Source organism: Streptomyces afghaniensis, assembly GCF_044327915.1.
Classification (GTDB): Bacteria; Actinomycetota; Actinomycetes; order Streptomycetales; family Streptomycetaceae; genus Streptomyces; species Streptomyces afghaniensis.
In genome coordinates, this window is sequence record NZ_JBIRGJ010000003.1 from 419,522 (window position 1) to 444,616 (window position 25,095).

22 protein-coding genes are annotated in these 25,095 nt (G+C 73.3%); 11 read left to right on the forward strand and 11 right to left on the reverse strand.

What is annotated here, in order from left to right:
• From ACH4G3_RS12295 to ACH4G3_RS12310, 4 genes are all read left to right on the forward strand, one after another.
• The coding region (locus ACH4G3_RS12295) for a tetratricopeptide repeat protein (RefSeq protein WP_397624387.1) at positions 1–667 on the forward strand (667 nt) is incomplete at its 5' end.
• Positions 668–935: 268 nt separating this feature from the next.
• Positions 936–1,778 carry a glycoside hydrolase family 16 protein gene (locus ACH4G3_RS12300; protein WP_397624388.1) on the forward strand — a complete coding sequence of 281 codons (843 nt, stop codon included), beginning with the start codon at positions 936–938 and terminating at the stop codon, positions 1,776–1,778.
• Complete coding sequence (locus ACH4G3_RS12305; RefSeq protein ID WP_397624389.1) at positions 1,775–2,236, forward strand: hypothetical protein; 462 nt, start codon at positions 1,775–1,777, stop codon at positions 2,234–2,236. Before ACH4G3_RS12300 ends, ACH4G3_RS12305 begins: the two co-directional genes overlap by 4 nt.
• A complete protein-coding gene (locus tag ACH4G3_RS12310; protein WP_397624390.1) occupies positions 2,233–3,663 on the forward strand; it encodes a hypothetical protein in 1,431 nt (476 codons plus the stop codon). Before ACH4G3_RS12305 ends, ACH4G3_RS12310 begins: the two co-directional genes overlap by 4 nt.
• A gap of 29 nt (positions 3,664–3,692) precedes the next feature.
• On the opposite strand, the gene ACH4G3_RS12315 is transcribed toward ACH4G3_RS12310, so the two are convergent.
• Positions 3,693–6,074: an FtsX-like permease family protein gene (locus ACH4G3_RS12315; protein WP_397624391.1), complete on the reverse strand. Its 2,382-nt coding sequence runs from the start codon at positions 6,072–6,074 to the stop codon at positions 3,693–3,695.
• On the reverse strand, positions 6,071–6,844 hold the full coding sequence (locus ACH4G3_RS12320) for an ABC transporter ATP-binding protein (protein ID WP_397624392.1): 774 nt from the start codon (positions 6,842–6,844) through the stop codon (positions 6,071–6,073). Before ACH4G3_RS12320 ends, ACH4G3_RS12315 begins: the two co-directional genes overlap by 4 nt.
• 111 nt (positions 6,845–6,955) lie before the next feature.
• Here ACH4G3_RS12320 and ACH4G3_RS12325 point away from each other — a divergent pair, with 111 nt between their 5' ends.
• Together ACH4G3_RS12325 and ACH4G3_RS12330 are read left to right on the forward strand one after the other, a co-directional pair.
• Positions 6,956–8,128, forward strand: a complete 1,173-nt coding sequence (locus ACH4G3_RS12325; protein WP_397624393.1) for a sensor histidine kinase — start codon at positions 6,956–6,958, stop codon at positions 8,126–8,128.
• Positions 8,129–8,141: 13 nt separating this feature from the next.
• A complete protein-coding gene (locus tag ACH4G3_RS12330) occupies positions 8,142–8,801 on the forward strand; it encodes a response regulator (RefSeq protein WP_397624394.1) in 660 nt (219 codons plus the stop codon).
• On the opposite strand, the gene ACH4G3_RS12335 is transcribed toward ACH4G3_RS12330, so the two are convergent.
• Positions 8,786–9,256, reverse strand: coding sequence for an ABA4-like family protein (locus tag ACH4G3_RS12335; protein ID WP_397624395.1), 471 nt, complete (start codon positions 9,254–9,256; stop codon positions 8,786–8,788). The two genes, ACH4G3_RS12330 and ACH4G3_RS12335, sit on opposite strands and share 16 nt — an antisense overlap.
• Positions 9,253–10,173 (reverse strand): hypothetical protein, encoded by a 921-nt coding sequence (locus ACH4G3_RS12340; protein ID WP_397624756.1) that lies wholly within the window; start codon positions 10,171–10,173, stop codon positions 9,253–9,255. Before ACH4G3_RS12340 ends, ACH4G3_RS12335 begins: the two co-directional genes overlap by 4 nt.
• 191 nt (positions 10,174–10,364) lie before the next feature.
• Between ACH4G3_RS12340 and ACH4G3_RS12345 the strand changes: the two genes are divergently transcribed.
• Positions 10,365–11,027 carry a MerR family transcriptional regulator gene (locus tag ACH4G3_RS12345; RefSeq protein WP_397624396.1) on the forward strand — a complete coding sequence of 221 codons (663 nt, stop codon included), beginning with the start codon at positions 10,365–10,367 and terminating at the stop codon, positions 11,025–11,027.
• A 130-nt stretch (positions 11,028–11,157) separates the two neighbouring features.
• Here the strand turns inward: ACH4G3_RS12345 and ACH4G3_RS12350 are convergent, their stop codons facing one another.
• Positions 11,158–12,042, reverse strand: coding sequence for a winged helix-turn-helix transcriptional regulator (locus ACH4G3_RS12350; RefSeq protein ID WP_397624397.1), 885 nt, complete (start codon positions 12,040–12,042; stop codon positions 11,158–11,160).
• Between the two features lie 130 nt (positions 12,043–12,172).
• Here ACH4G3_RS12350 and ACH4G3_RS12355 point away from each other — a divergent pair, with 130 nt between their 5' ends.
• The gene (locus tag ACH4G3_RS12355; protein ID WP_397624398.1) at positions 12,173–13,429 is read left to right on the forward strand and encodes an MFS transporter; all 1,257 of its coding nucleotides are present in this window, start codon (positions 12,173–12,175) and stop codon (positions 13,427–13,429) included.
• Between the two features lie 45 nt (positions 13,430–13,474).
• Here the strand turns inward: ACH4G3_RS12355 and ACH4G3_RS12360 are convergent, their stop codons facing one another.
• The 3 genes from ACH4G3_RS12360 to ACH4G3_RS12370 form a co-directional block, all read right to left on the reverse strand.
• Complete coding sequence (locus ACH4G3_RS12360) at positions 13,475–14,161, reverse strand: response regulator transcription factor (RefSeq protein ID WP_397624399.1); 687 nt, start codon at positions 14,159–14,161, stop codon at positions 13,475–13,477.
• Positions 14,158–15,393 carry a sensor histidine kinase gene (locus ACH4G3_RS12365; protein WP_397624757.1) on the reverse strand — a complete coding sequence of 412 codons (1,236 nt, stop codon included), beginning with the start codon at positions 15,391–15,393 and terminating at the stop codon, positions 14,158–14,160. Before ACH4G3_RS12365 ends, ACH4G3_RS12360 begins: the two co-directional genes overlap by 4 nt.
• A gap of 112 nt (positions 15,394–15,505) precedes the next feature.
• Positions 15,506–17,716, reverse strand: coding sequence for an MMPL family transporter (locus ACH4G3_RS12370; protein ID WP_397624400.1), 2,211 nt, complete (start codon positions 17,714–17,716; stop codon positions 15,506–15,508).
• A gap of 349 nt (positions 17,717–18,065) precedes the next feature.
• On the opposite strand from ACH4G3_RS12370, the gene ACH4G3_RS12375 reads away from it, so the two are divergent.
• A complete protein-coding gene (locus ACH4G3_RS12375; RefSeq protein ID WP_010032345.1) occupies positions 18,066–18,269 on the forward strand; it encodes a cold-shock protein in 204 nt (67 codons plus the stop codon).
• Between the two features lie 157 nt (positions 18,270–18,426).
• Positions 18,427–19,860 carry a DEAD/DEAH box helicase gene (locus ACH4G3_RS12380; protein ID WP_397624401.1) on the forward strand — a complete coding sequence of 478 codons (1,434 nt, stop codon included), beginning with the start codon at positions 18,427–18,429 and terminating at the stop codon, positions 19,858–19,860.
• 203 nt (positions 19,861–20,063) lie between these two features.
• On the opposite strand, the gene ACH4G3_RS12385 is transcribed toward ACH4G3_RS12380, so the two are convergent.
• The 3 genes from ACH4G3_RS12385 to ACH4G3_RS12395 are packed head-to-tail and all read right to left on the reverse strand — an operon-like array spanning position 20,064 to position 24,313.
• Entirely contained in the window at positions 20,064–21,686 is a 1,623-nt protein-coding gene (locus ACH4G3_RS12385) for an SMP-30/gluconolactonase/LRE family protein (protein ID WP_397624402.1), read from the reverse strand.
• Complete coding sequence (locus ACH4G3_RS12390) at positions 21,683–23,488, reverse strand: flavin-containing monooxygenase (RefSeq protein WP_397624403.1); 1,806 nt, start codon at positions 23,486–23,488, stop codon at positions 21,683–21,685. Before ACH4G3_RS12390 ends, ACH4G3_RS12385 begins: the two co-directional genes overlap by 4 nt.
• A 54-nt stretch (positions 23,489–23,542) precedes the next feature.
• Positions 23,543–24,313 (reverse strand): SDR family NAD(P)-dependent oxidoreductase, encoded by a 771-nt coding sequence (locus ACH4G3_RS12395; RefSeq protein ID WP_397624404.1) that lies wholly within the window; start codon positions 24,311–24,313, stop codon positions 23,543–23,545.
• A 158-nt stretch (positions 24,314–24,471) separates the two neighbouring features.
• Between ACH4G3_RS12395 and ACH4G3_RS12400 the strand changes: the two genes are divergently transcribed.
• A complete protein-coding gene (locus tag ACH4G3_RS12400) occupies positions 24,472–25,092 on the forward strand; it encodes a TetR/AcrR family transcriptional regulator (RefSeq protein WP_397624405.1) in 621 nt (206 codons plus the stop codon).
• Positions 25,093–25,095 lie beyond the last annotated feature (3 nt).

The following is a 25,095-nucleotide window of genomic DNA, read 5'->3' on the forward strand; positions in this document are numbered from 1 at the left end:
CGACCACCACCAGCAGACCCTCGACAACCGCACCCGCGTCCTGGGCCCCGACCACCCCGACACCCTCACCAGCCGCAACAACCTCGCCAACGCGCTGAACGAGATGGGCCACTGCGAGCAGGCCGTCGACCTGCACCGGCGGACCCTCGACGACCGCGCCCGCGTCCTGGGCCCCGACCACCCCCACACCTTGGCCAGCCGCAACAACCTCGCCTTCGCACTGGACAGGACGGGGCAGTACGCGCAGGCGGCCGACCTGCACCGGCAGACGCTCGACGACCGCGCCCGGGTCCTGGGACCCGACCACCCCCACACCCTCGGCAGCCGCCACAACCTGGCAGACGCCCTCGAAGGCATGGGCCGGTACGCGGAGGCGGCCGACCTGTACCGGCAGGCCCTCACCGCCTACCTGCGCGTTCTCGGCCCCGACCACCCGAACACCTTGGGCAGCCGCCACAGCCTGGCCATCGCCCTGGAGGGGATGGGCCAGTACGAGCAGGCAGCCGACCACCACCGGCAGAACCTCGTCGTCCGCACCGGCCTCATCGGCCCGGACCACCCTGACACCGTGCTCAGCCGTGACAGCTTGCAGGCGGCGCTGGCCGCCTCACGCTCAGCACACCGGCTGCGAGACCGCCGGCTGCGGCACAGGACCATCACCGACTGAACAGTCACGCACCGGACAGCTCCTCCAAGCGTGCGGGCCGGGTATCGGCGGAGCGGATGCCGTACTGGTCGTGGGGGTCTGAGCCCGATCCAGACGGCTCCGGGGTTGTTCGGTGCTGGTGAGGGGCCAGCCGAACAACGCCGCACGGCGGTCGAATGGCTCCAGGACGCGGCCCGGCCGGGCCAGGGCGCGGTGGCCCGAACCCCGCGAGGGGAGGGTTCGGGCCGCCCCGCGTCCGCACACACCCGCGACAGGCTGGAGGAGAGCCATGGACGGACGACATCGCACCCGGCACCTCGCCGTGGGGCTGGGCGCGGCGGCACTCACGATGACGCTCACAGCGACGGCGGCACCCCACTCGGCGACGACGACGGCGGCGGAGCGGTACGGCTGGGGCGACCCGCTCCCCGCGTGGTCGGACGAGTTCGGCTACGGCTCCGAGGCCGATCCCGCCGTACCGGACCGCGCCAAGTGGCGCCTGGCCGGCGGCGGCCCCGGCAAGTGCTGGCCGGGCCACAGCGACAACGGCCGCCGCTGCGACGCCAACACCCGCGTGATCGGCGGGATCCTGCGCATGACCGGCGAGGCGGACGGCGACACCGGCTGGCTCGCCTCGCAGTACGGCCAGAAGTACGGCAGATGGGAGGCCCGCGTACGCTCCCGGGCCACCGCCCCTGACAACGGCCGGCAGTACCACCCGCTGCTCATCCTCTGGCCGGACTCGAACCAGCACCCCGAGGACGGCGAGTACGACTTCCTGGAGAACGGCGCCCCCGGCGAGCCGTGCGCCGAGGCGTTCCTGCACTACCCGCACCCGGAGGACGTGCCCGTACAGCAGGAGCACGCCCGGAAATGCGGTGTGGACCTGTCGCAGTGGCACAACGTGGCCGTCGAGTGGACCCCGGACCACCTGCGCGGCTTCATCGACGGAGAGGAGTGGTTCCGCTTCTCTGGCGGCGCGAATGAGGACCGCGACTGCATTCAGTGCGCCCCGTCGATGCACCAGACCATCCAGTTGGACAACTTCCACGGGGACGGCCTGCAGAGCGCCGTCTACGAAGTGGACTGGGCGCGGGTCTACGACCTGCCGGACGAGGAGGGCGCGAGGTGACAGCGATGCCGGACTCCACGACGACACGTATGCCGAAATCCCTGATCTTCGTCCTCGTCCTGGCCGGCGGACACGCGCTCGGCAACGTCTTCGGCGGCTGGGCGGTCCTCGAGGAGAACCAGAGCAAGCTGGACCACGGCCAGGACCTCCTGATGCCGATGGCCATGGCCTGGTTCGTGGCGCTGTTCTGCTGGGGCCTGGCGGCACTCCAGGCCGCCTGCGTCGTCCTGGCGCGGGGCCGCCGCCTCTGGGTCCGTGTGGTGCTCATCGTGTGCCTGTCCTTCGCGGCCTTGGGGATGGTCCTCGCCTCCCTCGGCTCGCTGGTCGCCGGGACACCCAGCCTCCCGGCGTTCCTGATCGCGTTCGCGGACCTGGCGGCCCTGTGGATGGTGAGCGGCGAGACGGGCCGCCGGTACTTCTCCGTACGCGCTCCGGCTCCGGGGGTGACCACCCCATGACCTACCCCACGTACGACCCGCCCCGGCCCCCTGCCCCCGCCGCCCCTCCGGCGGTCGCCTCCGCCGACCCCCTGGCGGTCGCCCTCGGCAACGCCACGCTGCTCGGCATCGGCTATCTGCTGCTGCGGCAGTGGCGCCTGGCCGCGATCGCCGCGCTCGGCACGGCCGTGCTCCTCGGCCTCATCGCCTCCAGCGCCGAGACCCGGTACGAGATCCTGCTGCTCCTGTGGTGGGCGGCGGGCATCGCCCACGGCTGGTTCCTGGCCCGTCGCCGCCCGCAGCGGGCCGTGCGGCGCGGGCAGCGCGCGGGCACGCTCGGCCTCGCGCTCGCCGTGGTGCTGACCGCCGCACTGCTGCGGATCGACGCGTACGGCATCGAGAACCGTGTGACCGAGGCCCGCGAGGCCGGCGACTGCGAGGCGGCCGTCGCCGCGCAGGGCGAGGTGTGGTGGGGCCACCGCCTGGCGGGCGCGCCGGTGGTGGAACCCGGCGACGCGGTGGTGCGGGCGTGCCACCGGCTGGACGGGGCGGCGGCCACCCTGGCCCGCGCCGCGCGCAGGGGCAGCACCGAGGACCTGGGGCGTGGCTTCGGCACACTCGCCGGTGTCCTGAACGAGCCCGGCAACGAGCGGACCGTGGGGACGGTCCTGGACGCCTTCCTCGACGGCCTGCCCACCGACGACTCCTGCGACACCGCCGCCCTCACCGCCTGGCTCCGCGACCGCGGCACCGGCCACGACGTCCTGGACCGCTCCGCCGCCGCGGCGGCACGCACGGAACCCGCCGCCCTGGTGGGGTGCGGCGACCACCTGATGACCGAGGACGCCTGGCAGCAGGCGCGGACCCACTACCAGCGGCTCCTCGACGCCTACCCGGACGACGCCCGCACGGCCGAGGCCCGCGACGGCGTCCGCAAGGCCACCCTCGCCATCGAACTGGACCATGTGCGCGGCCTGGTGGACAACACGTACGGCGCCGACTCCGGCTACTGCTCCAAGCCCGCGAAGTACAGCGGGGCCCCGCCCTACCGCAAGGGCCCCCACCGCGCCCTGTTCCTCGGCGACTCCGAGTACACCGACAAGCTCCCGGGCTCCTGGCGCACCGACGACCCGGCCAAGGCCGCGCTCGTGGTCTGCGCTGGCGCGGCGGAGAACGGGGCCGCCGTGCAGACCTGCCCCTACGAGAACGACAAGTCCGCGTACCTGCCCCACCAAGTGACCTTCTACAAAGTCAAGATCCCCCTGAAGGTCTACGAACTGCGCACCGGCAAGCGCCTCGACCCCCGCTCGGTCCAGATCGACGGCGGAAGCTGCCCGAGCGTCCTGCGCTACGAGTACTACATGCACGACTTCGGACCGGGCGACCAGTTCGTCTCGACGTCCAAGTCCGGCGTACGGGACGCGTTCCGGCCGGTCGTCCGACGGTGACACCCGTCCTCCCGGCCCGGGCCGGCCCGTCACGCCCGCCGCATCCGCCGCAGCGCGGCCCGGGCCGGGAGAACGGTGGCCGCCGTGGCGAGCAGCAGACAGCCGGCCACCACGCCCGCGACCCAGGGCCAGGCAATCGACAGCTCGACCGGCAGCCCCAGTTCCCGGCGCAGCCCTTGAGCCATGCCGAACAGGGCGGGACCGGCCACCGCCAGGCCCAGGGCGGCGCCCAGGGTGACGACGCAGCACGTCTCGGCCGCGAGCGTCAGCAGCACCTGGCGCGGTGTCGCACCGGACAGGCGCAGGACGCGGAGGTCCCGCCCCCGGCCGGCGGTCGCCGTCAGCGCGGTGGAGGCGACGGCGATCATGGTGTAGCCCGCCGTGACGGTGACGAGGATCAGGGTGAACAGCCACACCAGCCGGTCCTCCTCGGCGTCGTCCGAGGCCGCGTACGCCGCCACCGGGACCTGTTCGGCGCCGAGTCCCGAGAGGGACGGCGTCGGCGTGACGGTGGTGCGGTAGACGACGTCCGCGAGGGCCGACGGGTCGTGGGCGCGTACCAGCTCACGGGGCAGGAACACCTGGTACGGCATGGAGTCGTCCAGCACGGCGCTCACGGGCAGACGCCGGGTGCGGCCGTCCTCGAAGGTGAGGGTGGCGGTGCGGCCCTCGCGCCAGCCGTGCGCGGCGGCCACGGCGGCCGTGACGACGACGGTGTCGCCGCGCGGTACGCGCGCCCGGTACGTCTGCTCGAACCCGGGCGTCACCCCGGCCGCCGACAGGGCCGCCCGGCCCGCACCGCCGTAGACCGTCGTCGCCAGCAGCGCCGTGCCCCCTGCCCGGTCCACCGCGGCGTCCGACAGGCCCGGTGTGCCCCGGGGCACGACGGCCGCATCGGCCCGCACGGCCGCGGTCTGCCGGGTGGTGTCGGCGCTCTGGGTGGTCTGCACGGCGCTCGTGATCAGTACGGCGAAGGCGACCGTCGCCAGCACCGGGGCGATCGTGGCGGAGGTGCGGCGCACCGAGGTGAGCATGTTCTCGCGCACGAGCACGGCCGTGGCACCGGGGCGCCGGGCGAGCGGCCGGGTCAGCGCCCCGATCACGGGCCGGGTCAACGCCGGCAGCAGGAGGGTGAGTCCGGCGGTCAGGCCCATGGCCGCGGCCAGGACCAGCAGCACCATGGCGTCCGCCCCCGCGAAGGCCGTACCGGCCGAGCAGGCCGCGCCCAGGCCCGTCGCCGCCAGCCCCGTCACCCACCGGCGGCGGGTCATCGGCCGGCTGTCCACCGCGGCCTCCCGCATCGCCTCCAGCGGCCTCACCCGGGAGGCCCGACGTGCCGCGGCCCCCGCTCCTGCGAGTGCGACGGCCACGCCCAGGGCCCATGCGGCGGCCGGTACCCACCACCGGATGCCCACCTCGAAGCCGGCTGGCTGGAAGCCCGCGTCGATCAGCACCCCGGTCATCGCGGGCGCCATGACGACTCCCGCGACCGCCCCGGCCCCGGCGCCGACGGCGCCCACCGCCAAGGCCTCCCCGCGGACCAGCCGCCGGACCTGCCGCGGAGTCGCGCCGATCGTGCGCAGCAGGCCGAACTCACGGCGCCGCTGGGCGACGGCGAACGCGAACGTCGAGGACACGTTGAAGACGGTGACGAAGGCGGAGAGCAGTGCCATGGCGGTGAGCACCTGCCCGCCGATCCAGCGGGTCATCTCGTCCTGCTTCGGCGCGAGCGCGTCACGCGAGGCGCCGGTCAGGACGGTGCCGTCGTCGCCGACGACGCTTCGGGCTGCGGCCGCGACACGGGCGGGGTCGGTGCCGGGTTCGACGACCAGCCCGATGGTCCTCACCCCGCCCGCCAGTTCGGCGGCCCGCCGGTCGGTCACGTAGTAGCCGGGGCCGTCGATCGTGCCGGACACCGAGAAGCGCTGCGGTCCGCGCGCCGTCAGCACCGTGAGGGCCTCGCCGGGCCGGTGCCCGAGTGAGTCGGCCACGACGATCTCGCCGTCCGTCGCCGGCGGTCTGCCCCCGCTCAGGCCGTACGCGGCGAGCGCCGCTGCCGACCAGGGGTGGCCCTGCCGGTCCCCCGCGCGCTGATCGCTGCCGGGCGCCTGCGCGTAGAAGGACCGGTCGGCCACCGCGGCGGCCACTCCCGGCAGCCGGTCGAGCTCCCGCCGCAGTTCCCCGGCGCGCTCCGGCGCCCACGGCGGGTTCTCCGTGAACACCCCGGCGGCCGGCGCCCCCGCCGGGCTCCGCACCAGCACCGGCGCCCCCGCGAGCCGCTGCGGCACTCCCGTGCCGTCCGACAGCAGCACCAGCGCGCTCATGGTGACGACCGCGACGCCCACCGCCACGGCCGCGAAGGACCCCAGGAAGGAGGTCCACCGCTCCCTCGCTGTCGCCAGGCTGATCACGGCCGCACCTCCAGGGCGGCCGTCCGCGCCGCGATCGCCTCGGCGCCCTCGGCGCCCGGCAGTTCGTCCACGAGCCGGCCGTCGGCCAGCAGCAGCACCCGGTCCGCGTACGCCGCGGCGGCCGGGTCGTGCGTCACCATCACGACCGTCTGTCCGCGGCTGTCCACCAGGTCCCGCAGCAGCCGCAGCACGAGCCGCGAGGCCGTGCTGTCCAGAGCGCCGGTCGGCTCGTCGGCGAAGAGGACCGCGGGCCGGGCGATCATCGCCCGGGCGATCGCGACGCGCTGCTGCTGGCCGCCGGACAGTTCGCTCGGCCGGTGTCCGTGCCGGTCCGCGAGCCCGACCGCGGCGAGTGCCGCGTGCACCTCGTCCGCCGAGGGGCGTGACCCGGCCAGTCTCAGGGGCAGTTCTACGTTCTGCGCGGCGGTCAGAGCCGAGACCAGGTTGAACGCCTGGAAGACGAATCCGACCCGGTCCCGGCGCAGCACCGTCAAAGCGTTCTCGTCCAGCCCACCCAGGTCCGTACCGTCGATCAGCACCTCGCCGGCGCTCGGCCGGTCGATGCCCGCCGCGCAGTGCAGCAGGGTGGACTTGCCGGAGCCCGAGGGGCCCATGACGGCCGTCATCGTCCCGGCCGCGAAGTCCAGGGTGACGTCGTCGAGTGCGGTGACGGCGCGGTCGCCGGTGCCGTGGTGCTTGGTGAGGGACCTGAGCCGGACGGGCAGCAGGGCCGAAGTGCTGTTCCCTGTGGGTGAGTTCGTCGTGGTCATGCCTTCAAGGCAACGACGGGAGCACCGCCCGGCACATTGCCGCCAGGGCGAGAGCCGATACTCCACCTGGCACTACTGCCATCGCCATCCGGCGCGGCTACGGTCGACCGCGTGACCACCCCGCGAACGATCCTGGAGGCCCTCACGCGCAGCCCGCTGGGGTTCCTGCGCACCGTCTGGCCGTGGCGTGCCCTGGGGTATCTCCTGTCCGGCGGGGTGTTCGCGACGGGCGTCTACCTGGGTGTCGGCGGCCTGTTCAGCGCGCCCATCGGCACGATCGCCAGGGTGTTCTGCGCGGGTGCCGTGGTGGTCTTCGCCGCTGCCCTGGCGGGGCCCCTGGAGCGGCGTCGCCTCTCCCTCGTCGACGCCGGCGAACGGCAGGAGTCGCCGGGCGGTGCACGGGCCGTCGGCTACGGCGTCGTATCGGTCCTGGCGGTCGGCTGGCTGGACCTCGCCGTGGCCCTGGTCTCGCTCGGCATCCCGGGCTTCCTGCTCCTGACGCCCTTCCAGCCCACGGCCGTGCCCTGGCAGACCGTGGCGGGCCCGGTCGCGGGTGCGCTGCTGCTGCCCGTGGCCGCGTATCCCATCGGGGCGTGGGCCGCCGTCCGTGCTGCGGTGGGCCGTGCCGTGCTGTTCCCGAAGGACCGCGAACTGCGCGAGGTCGTACGGTCCCGAGCCCGCCTCGTCGACGCCTTCGAGACGGAACGCCGCCGCATCGAACGCGACCTGCACGACGGTGCCCAGCAGCGGCTCGTCGCCCTCACCATGAAGCTGGGCCTGGCCACCCTCGACCTGCCGCCCGGCAGCGCGGCGGCGCGGCAGGTCGGCGAGGCCCACGCCCTCGCCAAGGAGGCGCTCACCGAGCTGCGCGAACTGATCCGGGGCATCCACCCGCAGGTCCTGACGGAACGCGGACTGCCCGCCGCCGCACGGGACATCGCGGGGCGCTGCCCGATCCCCGCCGACCTCGACCTGGACCTCCCGGGCCGGCTGCCGGCCGCCGTCGAGCAGACGGCGTACTACGTGACGGCCGAGGCCCTCACGAACATCGCCCGGCACAGCGGTGCCGGCCACTGCCGCGTCACCGCCCGCTGCCACGACGGGGTGCTGCGCCTCGACATCGAGGACAACGGCTCCGGCGGCGCCGACCCGGCTCGCGGCACGGGCCTCGTCGGCCTCGCCGACCGGATCGCCGCCGCCGACGGCAGAATGCTCCTGTCCAGCCCGCCCGGCGGACCCACACTGCTGAGAGCGGAGATCCCGTGCGGCGGCGCACCTTCCTGAGAGCGGAGACCTGATGCGGCAGTCCCTCCGCATAGTGCTCGCGGAGGACGCGGTCCTCCTGCGCGAAGGTCTCGTCCATCTGCTGGAGCGCTTCGGCCACCGGGTGCTCGCCGCCGTGGGCGACGGCCCGGCCCTGCTCGCCGCCGCCCGGAAGCACCGCCCCGACCTGGTGATCACCGACGTGCGTATGCCACCGGGCCAGACGGACGAAGGCCTGCGCACGGCCCGCCGGCTCCAGGCCGAGCAACCCGGGCTGGCGGTCCTCGTGCTCAGCCAGTACGTCGAGCAGACCTTCGCCGACGAGCTCCTGGACGACCGCAGCAGCAGCGTCGGAACGGGCTACCTGCTCAAGGAACGCATCGGCGACGTCGAGGAGTTCGCCGACGCCGTCGCCCGCGTCGCCGCCGGTGCGACGGTCGTCGACCCGGACGTCGTGCGCCAGCTCCTCGCCCGCCGCCGCGATCCCGTGGACCGGCTCACGCCCCGCGAACGCGAGGTCCTCGCCCTCATGGCGGAGGGCCGCTCCAACGCGGCGATCGCCCGCCGGCTGGTCGTCACCGACGCGGCCGTCGCCAAGCACATCGCGAGCATCCTCCAGAAACTGGACCTGCCCCCGTCGGCCCCCGACGACCACCGCCGCGTACTGGCCGTACTGGCCTACCTGCGCGCCTGACTCGGCACCGGCCCGCCGGTCGGGGGCCTCGGCCCCGCCCGCCGCACCCGCACCGCACGCAGCCCCAGGAACACCAGCAGCCCGAACGGCGAGAGCAGGATCGTCAGAACCAGCAGCGGTCCCATCAGCAGGGCGGAGATCTCCAGCCGCCGGGCCTCCCGGTACATCCACTGCCCGATCAGCAGGTCCCAGGCGATGACCTGCGCCCAGACGGCGGCGGCACCGTCCGGCAGGGCCGTCAGCTCGCGGAAGCCGGCGAGGTCCGGACTGCTGACCGCGGTCCACAGCTCGGGGAACACCGGTACCGCGAGCGCGAGATACACGAGGAGCACGGGCAGCACGGTCAACGGTGACCCGGCGATACGTGCGGTCGTCCCCCACGCCGGCGCGAAGATCATGAGCAGCCAGACGGGCGCGGCCAGGAGGAAGGAGAGCTCGAAGAGGAATCCGGTCATGACACGAGGTCCTTCGAGACGGGAGCACTCGTCGCGTCCGTCGCCCCGTGCGCACGGGACGTCCGGCCCGTCCACAGAGCCCCGTACACCCCGAGAGCCACGGCGGCCAGGATCAGCCCGGCCGCCCCCAGTGTCGCCCCGTCCGGACGGATCAGCGGCTGGCCGCGCAACGCCTGCCAGAGGACCAGCGCGAACACGGCGGCGTAGGCGACCGAGGCGACCAGTACGAGACGCAGCCGGACCCGCTCGTCGGCGAGACGGGCGAAGCGCGGCGCGAGGACGGTCAGCACCATGACGAGCAGCGGCAGGAGTTGCAGCGCGTGCATGCCGAAGAAGTGCGGGATGCGCAGATCACCGCCGGTCGTGGACCAGCCGGTCAGCGGCATCGAGGGACCCCCGTCCGGCACGCCCACGCTGTGCGCGCCGACCACCTTGGAGACACCCCGCCGCTGCCCCGGCGCGGGCTGGGTCATCAGGAAGCCGACGGCGGCCCCGGCCAGCGCCAGCAGAATCCCGCAGCGCATCGCCCAGGCGGACGCCCGGTCGGCGATCCGGGCGCGCAGCAGCAGCACGGCGACGACGAGCGTGCCGGCCCACAGGACGACGACCGTGACGGCCATCGCGTTGAAGAGCGCCTCGTCGAACGGTGTCTCGTGGTTGAAGTGGCTGCGCTTGCCGCGGACGGCCTGCCCGGTGATGATCACCATCTCGACGAGGCTGGCCAGCGCGACGACGGTCCCGGCCCACCAGCCCACGCGCCGCCGGTCGGGGAGCAGCGACAGCATCCAGGCGAGCGACAGGCAGTACGCCACGAACGACACCGCGAACTTGAACGGCTTGGCCCAGATCGGCGCCCCCGCGAGGACGCGGTCGTCGACGAGGAGCCCCACCGCGGACCCGACCGCCGTGAGGGCCATCGCGGCCGCGAACACGACCAGCGGCCGATGCCAGGACGTACGTAAGAAGACCATGCCCCACCCCTGAGCTGGACGAATACGAATGGATAGCGGCACTATCCGCTATCAGATAGCCCCACTATCTATCATGGGAGCCGAGTCGGCAAGTGCCGGCACGACGGGCAGGGCGAAGGGCGAGGAGTGAACCGACATTGCGCATCGGAGAGTTGAGCCGGAAGACCGGGGTGCCGGTGCCGACGATCAAGTACTACGTCCGCGAAGGGCTGCTCCCCGCAGGCGAGTTGACCAGCCGCAACCAGGCGAGCTACGACGAGACACACGAACGCCGGCTCCGGCTGATCCGCGCCCTGCTCGACGTCGGCGGCATGAAGGTGGCGGAGATCGCGGACGTCCTGGCGGCCGTCGACGACCCGGAACGTCCCCTGCACAAGGTGCTCGGCGCGGCAGCGGACCGCATGGGCGGCACGGCCGACGGCCACGACGACGCCGAAGCGGCGGCCGCCCGCACCACCGTGACCGGCCTCATCTCCCGACGCGGCTGGCACACCCACGAGTCGAACCCGGCCGCCACCGACCTCGCCAGAGCCCTGGCCGCCCTGACCCGGCTGGGCCACGGAAACTTCTCCGAACTCCTCGACACGTACGCCGAAGCCGCCGAGCAGGTCGCCCGGGCCGACCTCGCGTACGTGGACCGGCGAGTAGCCGTCGAGGACATGGTGGAGGGCGTGGTCATCGGCACCGTCCTGGGCGAGGCGGTGTTCAGCGCACTGCGCCGCCTGGCCCATGTCGACGCGTCGGCCAAGCTGTTCGGGACGGAGGGGGCGCAGGCACCGCGTAGCCCCGACCGGCACTGAACCCTTCGGGTATGTCAGAAGGGCCCTGGTGATGCGCCGGGGCTGCCGGTCCCGTTCCCGGCCGGGGTGAAGCACGGCTCGCCCCGGTTCACCGCTCCGCGGGCCCGGGCCATCCCCGGGCCCGCACCCTTCAGCTCCCCGCCGCCACTCGCCGCACCACCGCCAGCGCCTCGCGCACCGCACCGGGGATGTCCGTCACCGGGAAGCGCGCCTGGCGCACCACGCGTTCGCGGTCCACCACCAGTACCACCCGCTTCAGCCGCAGGGCTTGCCCGGCGCGGAACACCGGTAGCCGCAGAGCGGCGGCGAGGCGCAGGTCGACGTCCGAGAGCAGGGTGAAGGGGATGCCCTCCTCCACCGCGAACACCCGCTGCTCGTCAGGGCGTTGAGTGCTGACGCCGCGCACCTCCGCGCCCGCCGCGCGGAAGTCGTCGTACGCGTCCCGGAACAGCCGGTTCTCCAGCGTGCAGCCGAGGGCGCCCGGGATGTCGGCCCAGCCGTCCGGCAACGGGCCGGGGCGGCCGGTCGCCGGGTAGCAGAACAGGACGGTGGCCGCGGCGCCGGCCACCGGGTCCAGCGGTTCACCGTCCGGATGCCCCGGTAGTCCGAGGGGCGGCAGCCGCCGGCCCACCAGGCCCGCCACCCGCCGCGCCTCGGCGCTGTCCTCGTCGGCCGTGCCGCTCAGCGAGCCGTCGCCGAGGACCCAGCGGTCCGCCCAGTCCTGCATCGAGAGCAGCACGGGCAGCAGCCCCCGCCCGCTTTCCGTCAGCCGGTACTCGTACCGCACCGGGCCGCTCTGATACGCGACCTTCTCCAGGACCCGCACCTCCACCAAGTGCGCGAGGCGCTCGGTCAGGACCTTGCGGGAGATCCCCAGCTCCTCCTGGAGTGAGTCGAACCGGTGGTGCCCGCGCGCGGTCTCCCGTACCAGGAGCAGGCTCCACCAGTCGCCGACCACCGCCGCCGCCTGCGCGATCGCACAGGCGGCGTCCCGCTCGGGCACCGACCTGACCATGGGTCCCCTGCCTTCCGGATGCCGCGTCAGTCCTGGAAACCATCTTGCGCCATGCAGTCAGTTCCCGATAGGAACTCACTCGCGATACACGTAAGTTCCCATAAGAGACTCACTGGAGGGTGCGCGTCGCATGAGCGAGACACCGACGGTCCCGGAGCACGATCGCCGCCACACCCACGACACGACCTCGCCCCGGTCCGTCTTCTGGCGCTACTGGGCCGCCGCCACCGTGAGCAACGCGGGCACCGCCGTCACCGCCCTCGCCTTACCCCTGGTCGCCCTCACGGTCCTCGACGCCACCGCACTCCAGGCCGCCCTGCTCGCGGCCGCCGGACAGATCTCCTGGCTGCTGCTCAGCCTCCCGGCCGGCGTGATCGCCCAGCGCGTCCCGCTCCGCCGCCTCCAGGTCACCCTCGATCTCGTACGGTTCGGCGCCGTCGGATCTCTCCCGCTCGCCTGGTGGCTCGACCGGCTCAGCTACCCGCACCTGTTGCTCGCCGCGCTGGTCACCGGCGCCGCGACCGTACTCTTCGACATCGGCAACTCGACCTTTCTGCCCGCCATCGTCCCGCCCCGGCAACTCGCCGCCCGCAACAGCGTGATGTCCGGCACGCACGCCGTCACCGAGACCGGAGGGCCCTCCGGGGGCGGCCTCCTCGTGCACGCCGCGGGCCCGGTCGGCGCTCTCCTCGTGGACGCGGCCAGCTACCTGCTCTCCGCCGTGCTGCTGCGCACCCTCCCCGAGCGCCGTCCCGCCGCCCGCACCGGCGACGGCGCCCTCCGGCTGATCCGCGAGGGCTGGACGTACGTGACACGGCACCCGGTGATGCTGCCCTGCATGCTCTGGGCCACCGCCACCAACTTCGTCTGCGCCGCCCTGGTCGCCCTCACCCCCCTCTACCTGGTTCGTGAGGCCGGACTGACGCCCGTACAACTCGGCCTGGTGCTCGCCATGGACGGAGTCGGCGCGCTCGCCGGATCCGCCGTGGCGGTCCGGCTGACCCGGCGGTTCGGCACCGCCCGGGGGCTCGTCGGGACCGCGCTGGCCGGCGGCGCCGCGGCCCTGCTGATCCCGCTGACCACGTCCGCGGCCGACGCGTACTGGTTCGCCCTGGGCAACGCCGGCTTCGCCTTCGGCGTCGTCATCGGGTCGATCGCCACTCGCACCCACCGCCAGACCGAGTCCCCGCCGGATCTCCTCTCCCGTGTCATGGCCACCGTCCGCTTCGTCTCCTGGGGCGCCCAGCCGCTCGGCGCCCTCACCGCCGGCCTGCTCGCCACGTACGCGGGGACGCACGCGGCCCTGTGGACGGTCTGCGCGGCCGCGCTCCTGCCGCCGCTGTACCTGCTCGCGGTCCCGGTGGGCCGCCGCAGGGACTTGGCCTGACACAGACACCCCGGACCGGGGCGGCGGCATCGGCAGCCGCCACGCTCATGGGGAAGCCGTCGGCGGAGCCGCCCGTACGAGGCCCGACTGGTAGGCGATGACGACCAGTTGGGCACGGTCGCGGGCGTTCAGCTTGGTCATGGCCCGGTGGATGTGGGTGCGTACGGTCAGCGGGCTGAGCGTGAGGTCCTCGGCGATCTCGGTGTTGGACCTGCCCTCCGCGGCCAGGGCCATCACCTCGCGTTCGCGGACCGTGAGGTCGGCGAGGCGCTCCGGTGGCGCCAGGTGGGTGTCGGGGGCCGGGGCCATGAGGAAGCGGGTGATGAGGGAGCGGGTGGCGCCGGGTGAGAGGAGCGCCTCGCCCGAGGCGACCGTGCGCAGGCCGGCCAGCAGGGTGTCGGCGGTGACGTCCTTGCCGAGGAAGCCGCTGGCACCGGCCCGCAGCGCCTGGGCGACGTAGTCCTCGGTCTCGAAGGTGGTGAGGATGAGGACGCGGGTGGCGGACAGGTCCGGGTCGGCGCAGAGCGTGGCGGTGGCGGTGAGGCCGTCGGTGCCGGGCATGCGGATGTCCATGAGGACGATGTCGGGGTGGTGGGCTCGGGTCAGCTCCACCGCCTCGGCGCCGTCGGAGGCCTCGGCGACGACCTCCATGTCCGCGCAGGAGTCGATGAGGATCCGGAACGTGGCCCGCAGCAGGGCCTGGTCGTCGGCGAGCAGCACCCTGATGCTCATGGTGTCGTTCCTTCCGCGAGGTGGGTGGCGGGTTGCAGCGGCAGCGCGGTGGTGACCTCGAAGCCGCCCTGGGGGCGGGGGCCCGCGCACAGCTCGCCCCCGATGGACTGGGCCCGTTCGCGCATGCCCATGACGCCGAAGCCGCGGCCCGGGGCGGCCTCCGGCTTGCTGGGGCCCTCGTTGGTGACCGTGAGCAGCAGCCGGGAGCCGGTGTACTCCAGGCGCACGTGGGCGGACTCGGCGGCGGCGTGCTTGCTGACGTTGGTCAGGGCCTCCTGCACGATCCGGTACGCGGTCAGGTCGACGCCGGGCGACAGCGGCTGCCGCTCGCCCTCCGTGGTGACGGTGACCGCCAGGCCCGCCGACTCGCACGCCGACACCAGCTCGGGCAGCCGGGCGAGACCGGGGGACGGCTCCAGCGGCGGCGCGCCCGGGGTGTCGCCGTCCTGGCGCAGCAGGCCCAGCGCGGCCTTCAGCTCCCGCAGCGCGGCGGACGTCGTCCCGGACAGGTCGGTGAGGATCTGCTTGGTCTGCTCGGGGTTGGAGAGGGCCAGGTGGGCGGCCGTGCCGGCCTGGGCGTTGGCCAGGGCCATGTGGTGGGCCACCACGTCGTGGAGCTCCCGGGCGATGCGCATCCGCTCCTCGGTGACGCGCAGCCGGGCCTCCTCCTCCCGGGTCCGCTCGGCGTGCTCGGCCCGGGCCTGCACGGCCTGGAGGTAGGCGCGCCGCAGCCGGGTCATGTTGCCTGCGGCGAGGGGCAGCATCAGCCAGAAGAACGGGCCGATCGTCCGCAGCAGCAGCGAGAGGTGGTCCATGGAGTCGGCGAACACGGCCGCGCCGATCACGGCCACCAGGGTGGTGATGCCGTAGACGCGGGTGGTCTTCCGCTCGGTGAGGGTGGCGAGCCAGTACAGCGCCGCCATGATCGGTGCCAGCAGCAGCGGTGTGAGCAGGTAGCCCATCGAGACCGCCGCGACGGTGCAGGCCGCGGTAACGATGACGGCGGTGCGGGGATACGCCCGGTGCTTGAGCAGGACGAGGCAGGCCACGCCCATGAGGGCGACGGCGGTCTTGTCCTGGTCGGGCGGATCGGCGTTGGGCAGGGTGAGCGAGGCGCCGAAGGTCGCGCAGGCCATCAGCGCCAGCACCATCGCCAGATCGACCAGGGAGGGATGCCGGTCGGCGAACTCCTCCAAGCGGTCCGCGTAGCGCCGCTCCAGGCTGCTGCTGATCATGGTGCTCTCCGGGGGGGTGGGCTTGTGACCATCGTGGTCGACTGCGGGTGCGAACGCCCGAGGGGCCGCCCGTGTCCTTCGCCACGGGCGGCCCTGGAGGTGGGGCTCCTCAGGTGCGGGCCGGCTCCAGGTCGGGTGCGGCCTCGGGGGCCGGTTCCGGCTCCGGCCGGCGGCTGAGCGCCTCGCCCTCCACGTCGACGCGGGGCAGCAGCCGGTCCAGCCACTTCGGCAGCCACCACGCCTTGTCGCCGAGCAGGGCGAGGACGGCCGGCACGATGGCCATCCGGACGACGAAGGCGTCGAACAGGACGGCGGAGGCGAGCCCGAAGCCGATCATCTTGATCATGGAGTCGCTCTCGCCGATGAACCCGGCGAACACCGCGATCATGATCAGGGCCGCCGCCACGACCACCCGGGCACTGTGCCGGAAGCCCGACGTGACCGCCTGCGCGGGCGACTCGCCGTGGACGTACGCCTCACGCATCCGCGAGACCAGGAACACCTCGTAGTCCATCGCGAGGCCGAAGACGATGCCCACCAGGAAGATCGGCATCAGGCTCATGATCGGGCCGGTCTGCTCCACGCCGAAGAGCTGCGCGCCGTGGCCCTCCTGGAACACCACGACGACCGCGCCGAGGGAGGCCAGCACCGACAGCAGGAAGCCGAGGGCCGCCTTGAGCGGGACGAGCAGGGACCGGAAGACCACCAGCAGCAGCACGATCGCCAGGCCGACCACCACGGTCAGGTACGGGACCAGCGCGGCCTGCACCTTCTCCGCGATGTCGATGTTCATCGCGGTGGTGCCGGTGACCTCGTAGCTCGCGCCGGTGGCGGACTCGATGCCGGGCCGCTCGCCCCGGATCGTCGTCACCAGGTTCTTGGTCTTCTCGTCGGTCGGCGCGGTGGACGGCACGACGGAGAAGACGGCGGTGTCACCGGCGTCGTTGAAGCGGGCCGGGGAGACGGACACGACGCCCTTGGTGGCGCCGATCTCCTGGGCGATCTCGTCCGCGGCCCTCTTGGGGTCGGCGGTGCCCTTGCCGTCCACGACGACGGTCAGCGGCCCGTTGAAGCCCGGCCCGAAGCCCTCGGCGAGCGCGTCGTAGGCCCGGCGCTCGGTCGTGGACACCGGCTTGGCCTCGTCCCCGGGCATGCCCAGCTGGAGGCCGGCCGCGGGCAGGGCGAGGGCGCCGAGGCCGACGACGCCGAGAAGCAGCACGGGTATGGGGCGGCGCAGCACGAACCGGGCCCAGCGGCTGCCGCCGTTGGTTTCGGCGCTCTCCTCGATCCGGCCGCTCTTGCGGGCCCGCCGGGTGAGCACGGCGTTCGGCCAGAAGCCGAGGAAGGCCGGGACGAGCGTCAGCGCGATCAGTACGGCGACGACGACCGCGCCGGCGGCGGCCAGGCCCATCTTGGTGAGCATCGGGATGCCGACCACGGCGAGCCCGGCCAGCGCGATGACGACGGTGAGCCCGGCGAACACGACCGCGGACCCGGCCGTGCCGGCGGCGAGTCCGGCGGCCTCCTGCGGGGCACGGCCCTTGGCGCGTTCCTCCCGGTAGCGGGAGACGACGAACAAGGCGTAGTCGATGCCGACGGCGAGGCCCAGCATCATCGCCAGGGTGCCGGTGGTGGTGGACAGGCCGAGGGCCTGGGACAGGGTGAGGATCGTGGCCATGCTGACGCCGACGCCGATGAGGGCGGTCAGCAGGGGCAGTCCGGCGGCGGCCAGGGAGCCGAAGGTGACGAGCAGCACGACGGCGGCGATCGCGACGCCGATCACCTCGGCCGTGCCGCCCGGCCCGGCGTTGTCGGCCAGCGCGGTGCCGCCCGCCTCGACGGTCAGCCCGGAGTCCCGGGCCTGGTCGATGGCGCGTTCCAGTTGGGTACGGCTGGCGTCGGTGAGGTCGTCGGCCCCGACCTTGTAGGTGACGGTCGCGAAGGCGGTCGAGCCGTCCTTGCTGATCGTCTTCGCCCGGAACGGGTCGACGGCGCTCGCGACCTGCGTGCCGTCGCCGAGGCCGGTCACGGCCTTCTCCACGGCCCGCTTGTTCTCGGCGGCGGTCACCTTCTCGCCGCCGGGCGCGATGAACACGACCCGGGCGGTCGCCCCGTCGGCCGTGGCCCCGGGGAAGCGTTGTTCCATCAGGTCGAACGCCTTCTGGGACTCGATGCCGGGCATCGAGAACCCCTCGTCGGCGGCGCCCGGGGCCCTGAGGGCGCCGAGCCCGACGGCGGCCAGCACGGCCGCCCAGACCAGGGCGACGTACCAACGTCGCCGGAAGGCCAGTCGGCCCACTCGATACAGAAAAGTCGCCACGGCAGCAGGTCTCCACATCCGGGTGTCGATCGTCTGCCAAGGCTCTCCGGCGGCGGGCCGTCCCGTCGTCGTGCGGCTGCCGACAATCCGGGCTACTCGGAACGCAGTACGAGCGGGCCGCCCGTCCACCTCGGGTACGAGATTTCCGGGCCATCCGGCGCGGCCTGTGCTACGGTCGTTGTTGTTGCAGTTTTGGTTCCCAGAGACTTCGAGTGCTCTATCGACCTTCGTCGACGAGCACTCTTTTTAGTTTCCGAGGATTTTCGGATCTCTCCGAGGGTGATCATTTCAGCGACTCCGAGTCCGTAAAGTGCGGGTCTCGGGTTTGTCCCCCTAAGGGAGATTCAGCATGGCATCTGGCACTGTGAAGTGGTTCAACGCGGAAAAGGGCTTCGGCTTCATCGAGCAGGAGGGTGGCGGTCCTGACGTGTTCGCCCACTACTCGAACATCGCCACCTCCGGCTTCCGCGAGCTTCAGGAAGGCCAGAAGGTTACCTTCGACGTCACGCAGGGCCAGAAGGGCCCGCAGGCCGAGAACATCGTGCCCGCCTGACGCTGACGCGTCCGTCGTGACCGGGGCCCGCACCGTGAGGTGCGGGCCCCAGCCTCGTTTTCATCCAACACCCGGCTCAGTGTTGCGAATCCTGGTGCGGCCCTTGCCGGCCGCCGGGAATTCCCCGATACGTGTGCCGCATCGAGGAAGGATCCCCTTGGATCGCACCGCTCGCAAGAACAACGGCTCGCCCCACTCCCGTAAGGCGGCGGGCCGAGGCGCCTCCCCCCGTACGGCCGGCGCGGGCCGCGGCGGCCCCCGGCGCCGTACCGCGCCCGGCGGGGAGTTCGCGCCCCCGGCCACCCTCACCCCGGCGCTGCCCGCCGTCCACGACTTCGCCGGACTCGGCCTGCCCGACCGGCTGCTGGCCGCGCTGCGCGCCGAGGGCATGACGGTGCCGTTCCCGATCCAGGCGGCGACGCTGCCGAACTCGCTGGCAGGCCGGGACGTGCTGGGGCGCGGGCGCACGGGGTCGGGCAAGACGCTCGCCTTCGGTCTCGCCGTGCTGGCCCGCATCGACGGGCAGCGGGCCGAGCCCAAGCAGCCGGTGGCGCTCGTCCTCGTCCCCACCAGGGAACTGGCCCAGCAGGTCACCGACGCCCTCACCCCCTACGCCCAGGCGCTGCGCCTGCGGCTCACGACGGTGGTCGGCGGTATGTCGATCGGCCGCCAGGCGAGCGCGCTGCGCGGCGGCGCCGAGGTCGTCGTCGCGACGCCCGGCCGGCTCAAGGACCTCATAGACCGCGGCGACTGCCGGCTGGACCGGGTCACCGTCACGGTGCTGGACGAGGCCGACCAGATGACCGACATGGGCTTCATGCCGCAGGTGACCGCCCTGCTCGACCAGGTGCGCCCCGGGGGCCAGCGGCTGCTGTTCTCGGCCACGCTGGACCGCAACGTCGACCGTCTGGTCCGCACCTACCTCCACGATCCCGTGGTCCACTCGGTCGACCCGTCCGCCGGCGCGGTCACCACGATGGAGCACCACCTGCTGCACGTGGAGGACGACGACAAGCACGCCACCACGACGGAGATCGCCGCCCGCGACGGCCGCGTGATCATGTTCCTGGACACCAAGCACGCCGCCGACCGGCTGGCCAAGAAGCTGCTGGCCGTCGGGGTGCGCGCCTCGGCCCTGCACGGCGGGAAGTCCCAGTCCCAGCGCACCCGGACCCTGGCCCGGTTCAAGGACGGCGAGGTCACGGTCCTGGTGGCCACCAACGTCGCCGCCCGCGGCATCCACGTCGACAACCTCGACCTGGTCGTCAACGTGGACCCGCCCGCCGACCACAAGGACTATCTGCACCGCGGCGGCCGGACCGCCCGGGCCGGCGAGTCGGGCACCGTCGTCACGCTGGTCCTGCCCCACCAGCGCCGCGAGACGGCCCGCCTGATGGCCGACGCCGGCATCACCCCGCGCGTCACCCGGGTCCGCTCGGGCGCGGCCGAACTGGGCCGCATCACCGGCGCCCAGGCGCCGTCGGGCGTCCCCGTGGTCCTCACCCCGCCGCCCTCCGAGAGCGGCCCCGCGCGCCCGGGTTCCACCCCACGCGCCCGGCGCGGCAGGCCCTCCCGGGGCCGCCGCCGCTGAACCGGTCCCCGGGCTGCACCCGGGGGCGCAGGACGTGCGGCCCGCGTCATGGGGGCCACGCCGGGGAGGCCGTGGGCGAAAAGGGCGGAGGCCTGCCGCGGCGCGGCCCCGCGCGTACGGGTTCCGCCCGGCGCGGCAGGCCCTCCCGGGGCCGTCGCCGCTGAACCGGTCCCCGGATCGCTCCCGCGGCCGTGCGGTCCGTGTCATGGGCCGGTCCGCGCGGGAGTCAGCCGTACCACCGTCCCGTCCCCGTTCGACGACAGGAGCAGGGAGCCGTCCGGGGCGGCGGTGAGTCCCGCGAAACGGGGGGCCACGCCGGGGAGGCCGTGGGCGAAGAGGGCGGGGGCCTGGCGCGGTGCGGCTCCCGCGGGCGTGCCGACCGCCAGGTCCTCCGCCTCGACGCGGGTGTCACCCGTCGTCAGGGAGACCGACCAGAGCCGGCGGTGAGCGGTGTCCACGGTGAAGAGCTCGTCGCCGTGCACCGCCAGGCCCTGTGGGGCGCCGAGGTCATCCGCGACCGGCACCGGCTCGCCGCCGTCGTCGTCGATGCGGAGTACGGCACCGCGCCGGTCGTCGCTGACGTAGCAGCGCCCCTCCGCGTCGAGCGTGACGTCCACGGGGTGGTCGAGGCCTTCGGCCAGGACCGTGACCGTGTCCGTTCCGTCGATGGCGAGGACGCGGCCGGCGCCCGTCTCCGCGACGACCAGGGTGCCGTCGGGCCGGGCCGTGATACCGAGGGGCTGGTCCAGGCCGGTCGCCCTGGTGCGGGTGGTGCCGGTGGCGGGGTCGTAGGTCTGGACCGTGCCGAACTGCGAGGTGGTGTGCAGGACGTCGCCGTCGGCCGTGATGCCGTGGACGAAGGGCTGGAGGATCTCCGTGGTGACGTCGCCCGACGCGCCGGGGTCGGGCTCCTCCGGGCGGGCCACCCGGTAGTGGTCGGCCGCGTACACCGTGCCGCCGAGGTCGATCGTCACGCCGTACGGACCGTCCAGGCCGCGCGGGACGACGGGCCGGGTGCGGCCGTCGGGGTGGAGCTCCGTGATGCCGCCGCTCGCGAAGCTGGAGACGAACATGCGGTTCTCCCCGTCGAACGCGGCGTTGTCCAGGCCCGTGACACCGCTGGTGACCAGCGAGCGGGAGCCCGTGCCGTGCAGGTCGACGCGGGTGACGATGCCCTCGGGGCCGCGCGAGAGCACATGCAGGACGCCGCCCCGGTCGAAGCGGACCGCGACCGGGTCGTGCACGCCCTCGGCGACGACCTCGGGCACACCGCCGTCGGTGGGGATGCGCCAGACCTGGTTGCTGACCATGTGCGGGTAGTAGAGGCAGCCGTCCAGGCCGAGCTGCATGGCGTTGCCGAGGGCCAGTCCGTCGGTCAGGACGACCGGGTCGCCGCCCTCGGGGAACAGCTCCAGCAGCCGGCCGTTCATCCGCATCTCGTTGACGAACAGCCGGTCGCCCACGCACGTGATGCCGTTGGGCACCTTCACCTCGTCGGAGACGAGGCCGTACTCGCCGTCGGGACCGCGGCGCCACACCCGGCCCGGGACGAGGTCGGCGATGTACATCGAACCGTCCGCCCCGAAGGCCAGGTCGTCGGGCGACTGCACCGGGCCGTCCGGCGGGACCACGACCTCGACGTCCCCGGTGGCCGGGTCGACGGCGCTGATCTGCCCGGCGAGGAACTGCGCGACGTACAGCCGCCCGTCGGGGCCGAACGCGACGCCGTTGGAACCCCGCAGGGGATTGGGTGAGTTGAGGCGACGGGCCTGCCGGCGGGTGCTGCGCACGCCACTCGCTCCGTAGCTGCTCGAACGCCCCGTCACGAGCCCAGCACCTCGTCCATGCCGCCCTCCGCACGCCAGCGCCGCAGCAGCTCGTAGAACGCGATCGGGCCGTCGCCGTACGACTCGCTGCGGGGTCTCGGCATGCCCTCGGCGTTGTAGTAGCCGGGGGTGCACTCGGACTGGAACCTGTACAGGTCCACCGACTTGGCGCGGATCACGACCCCCCAGGCGGTCTCCGCCCCGGCCGTCGGCTCCACGCACCGGACCCCGCGCCGGCGCGCCTCGGCGATCACCTCGGCGACGTGCGTGGCCTGCTCGTCCAGGACGTGCACGTAGTTCACGGAGCTGGCGGACTGCACCGAGCCGAGCATGAACAGGTTGGGGAAACCACGGCTGTAGAAGCCGTGCAGGGTCCTCGGGCCGGTCTTCCGCCAGGCCTCCAGCAGGGCGACGCCGTCCCTGCCGTACGCGGGGAGCTGCCCGGACAGCAGACCGGAGACGCCGACCTCGAATCCCGTGCCGAAGACGACGCAGTCGACCTCGTACTCCACCCCGCCGGCCACGACGGCGCGCTCGGTGAAGCGCTCCACGCCCCCGTGGTCGGCCGTGTCCACGAGGGTGACGTCGGGCCGGTTGAAGGTCTCCAGGTAACTGTCGCTGAACGTGGGCCGCTTGCACATGTAGCGGTACCAGGGCTTGAGCTTCCCGGCGGTCTCCGGGTCCTCGACGATCGCGTCGACCCGGGCCCGCAGTTCGTTCATCTTCTGGAAGTCGGCGATCTCCTCCAGGCGTTCGCGCTCCTCGGGTGTGAGACCGGTGAAGCCGTCGGTGGGGATGAGCTTCTGCTGGAGGCGGGCGGTGCTGGTCCAGCCGTCGGCCACCAGGTCCTCGTCGGCCCCGGCACCCGTGACGACCGCGAGGAAGTTGTCCCGGCGCCGCCGCGCCCAGCCGGGCTCCAGGGAGCCGGCCCACTCGGGGTCGGTGGGGCGCTGGCCGCGCACGTCCACGGAGGACGGGGTGCGCTGGAAGACGTACAGGTGCCGGGCGTCCCGGCCCAGATGCGGGACGACCTGGATGGCGGTGGCGCCGGTGCCGATGAGGGCGACGCGCTTGTCGGCGAGCTTCGTCAGTCCGCCGTTCGCGTCGCCGCCGGTGTAGGCGTAGTCCCAGCGGCTGGTGTGGAACATGTGGCCCTTGAAGGTCTCGATGCCTTCGATCCCGGGCAGTTTGGGCTGGCTGAGCAGGCCGGTGGCCACGACGACGTGGCGTGCGGTCATGCGGTCGCCGCGGTCGGTGGTGACGACCCAGACGGACTCGCCCTCGTCCCAGCGCAGTTCGCTCACCTGCGTCCGGAAGCAGGCGTCGCGGTAGAGGCCGAAGTGCCGGGCGATCGCCTGCGCGTGCTGCCGGATCTCCTCGCCCGGCGCGTACTTCCACTTCGGGACGTAGCCGAGCTCCTCCAGCAGCGGCAGGTAGACGTACGACTCGATGTCGCAGTGGATGCCCGGGTACCGGTTCCAGTACCAGGTGCCGCCGAAGTCGGCGCCCTTCTCGATGATCCGGACGTTCTCCAGGCCGGCCTGGCGCAGCCGGGCACCGGTCAGCAGGCCGCCGAAGCCGCCGCCGACGACCACCACGTCGACGTGGTCGTGCAGCGGTTCCCGGGTGAACCCGGGCTCGGCGTACGGGTCCTCGTCGAAGTGGCCGAACTCGCCGGTGGGGCGCCGGTACTGGCGGTTGCCGTCCGGGCGGATCCGCCGGTCGCGCTCGGCCCGGTACCGCTCGCGCAGGGCGTCCGGGTCGAAGTCCAGGGCCGGGACGGGGGTGTGGGGGGTGGCCATGCGTGTCCTCTTCCTCTCGCGGTACGGGTCGCGGTACGGGGAGGCCGGGTGGGGTCAGACCGCGGCCCAGGCGTTGTCCACCGGCAGGACGGCGCCGTTGACACCGCTCGCCGCGTCGGAGGCGAGATAGACGATCGCGGCGGCCTGCTCCTCCGGCTCGCAGATGCGGCCCATGTTGACGAAGTGCCGGCCCACGATGGCCGGCCCGTGGGCCTCCCGGTCGATGTGGACGCCGGCGGTGATGCCGGTGGCCGTGCCGCCCGGGGCTATGGCGTTGGTGCGGATGCCCTGGTCGCGGTACATCACCGCGAGGGAGCGGGTGAGCCCGAGGACGCCGTGCTTGGAGGCGGTGTACGCCGTGCCGGCCGCACTGCCGCGCAGCGCCGCCTCGGACGCGGTGTTGACGATGGCGCCGCCGCCCGCCGCGATCATGTGCGGCAGCGCGGCCCGGGTCAGCAGGAACGGCGCGGTGAGGTTGATCCGCAGGACCCGCTCCCACTCGGCGTCGGTGACGTCCGCCGCGGCCGACATGCTGTCCATGACGCCGGCGTTGTTGACCAGCACGTCGATGCCGCCGAAGGTGCCGACCGCGGCGGCCACGACCGCGTCGACGACGGCGCCGTCACTCAGGTCGCCCGTGACGGCGACGGCCGTTCCCCCGGCGGACTCGATGGCCCCGACGACACTCTTGGCCCCCTCTGCGTTCAGGTCGGCGACCACGACCCGCGCTCCCTCCCGCGCGAGCCGCAGGGCGGCGGCGCGGCCGATGCCGGAGGCGGCTCCGGTGACGATGACGCTCTTGCCCGACAGACCCGTGGCACCCATGGCGCTCCTCTGCTCGTCGCGTTGACCCGGCGTGCGGGCACAGTACTGGTTTTTGTCTCAGTGCGACATAAAGACGCGTCGTGCCAACAAGCCATTTCACGCCAGGAAGGCATGGCGCGACGTAAAATAGAGTGGGCGCGGCAAGTCGAGGAGGGCGCATGGCCGGACGATCGGGTGGGGCCACGGGGCGGCCCCCGCTGACGGAGCGGCGGCGCGCCGAGACCCGGATGGAGATCGCCGAGGAAGCGGTCCGGCTCTTCGCCGCCAAGGGCGTGGCGGCGGTCACGGCGGAGGACATCGCCTCCGCGGCAGGCGTGTCGACCCGCACGCTGTGGCGGTACTTCCGCTCCAAGGAGGAGTGCGTACGCCCCCTGCTCACCACGGGTCTGGAGTTGCTGACGGAGCATCTGCGGGACTGCCGGGCCGATCACGAGTCGCTCACCGAGGCGATCCTGAGCATCCGGTTCGACGACGAGACCTCACCGCGCGTGCGGGCCCTGCGCGATCTGCTGCGGCTCGGCCGTGACGAGCCCGGGCTGCGGGCGGTGTGGCTGGAGGCGCATCACGACGCGGAAGCCGCCTTCGCCGCGGTGATCGCCGAGCGTACGGGCCGGCCGGCCGGCGATCTCGCGGTCCGGGTGGAGGCGGGCGTGCTGAACACCGCGATGCGCATCGCGGTGGAGGACTGGGCCCTGCGGCCCGACCGGCCCTCGGGGCCGTCCTTCGCGGAGACCGTCACGCGCGCGCTGCGGATGATCGACGTCGTCGAGCGGCGCTGAGGA

Bases quoted from the DNA above. Each gene is read 5' to 3' on its own strand.
- ACH4G3_RS12300 (WP_397624388.1), top strand. From the start codon at position 936: ATGGACGGACGACATCGCACCCGGCACCTCGCCGTGGGGCTGGGCGCG.
- ACH4G3_RS12310 (WP_397624390.1), top strand. From the start codon at position 2,233: ATGACCTACCCCACGTACGACCCGCCCCGGCCCCCTGCCCCCGCCGCC.
- ACH4G3_RS12320 (WP_397624392.1), bottom strand. From the start codon at position 6,844: ATGACCACGACGAACTCACCCACAGGGAACAGCACTTCGGCCCTGCTG.
- ACH4G3_RS12330 (WP_397624394.1), top strand. From the start codon at position 8,142: ATGCGGCAGTCCCTCCGCATAGTGCTCGCGGAGGACGCGGTCCTCCTG.
- ACH4G3_RS12335 (WP_397624395.1), bottom strand. From the start codon at position 9,256: ATGACCGGATTCCTCTTCGAGCTCTCCTTCCTCCTGGCCGCGCCCGTC.
- ACH4G3_RS12340 (WP_397624756.1), bottom strand. From the start codon at position 10,173: ATGGCCCTCACGGCGGTCGGGTCCGCGGTGGGGCTCCTCGTCGACGAC.
- ACH4G3_RS12350 (WP_397624397.1), bottom strand. From the start codon at position 12,042: ATGGTCAGGTCGGTGCCCGAGCGGGACGCCGCCTGTGCGATCGCGCAG.
- ACH4G3_RS12355 (WP_397624398.1), top strand. From the start codon at position 12,173: ATGAGCGAGACACCGACGGTCCCGGAGCACGATCGCCGCCACACCCAC.
- ACH4G3_RS12360 (WP_397624399.1), bottom strand. From the start codon at position 14,161: ATGAGCATCAGGGTGCTGCTCGCCGACGACCAGGCCCTGCTGCGGGCC.
- ACH4G3_RS12375 (WP_010032345.1), top strand. From the start codon at position 18,066: ATGGCATCTGGCACTGTGAAGTGGTTCAACGCGGAAAAGGGCTTCGGC.
- ACH4G3_RS12390 (WP_397624403.1), bottom strand. From the start codon at position 23,488: ATGGCCACCCCCCACACCCCCGTCCCGGCCCTGGACTTCGACCCGGAC.
- ACH4G3_RS12395 (WP_397624404.1), bottom strand. From the start codon at position 24,313: ATGGGTGCCACGGGTCTGTCGGGCAAGAGCGTCATCGTCACCGGAGCC.
- ACH4G3_RS12400 (WP_397624405.1), top strand. From the start codon at position 24,472: ATGGCCGGACGATCGGGTGGGGCCACGGGGCGGCCCCCGCTGACGGAG.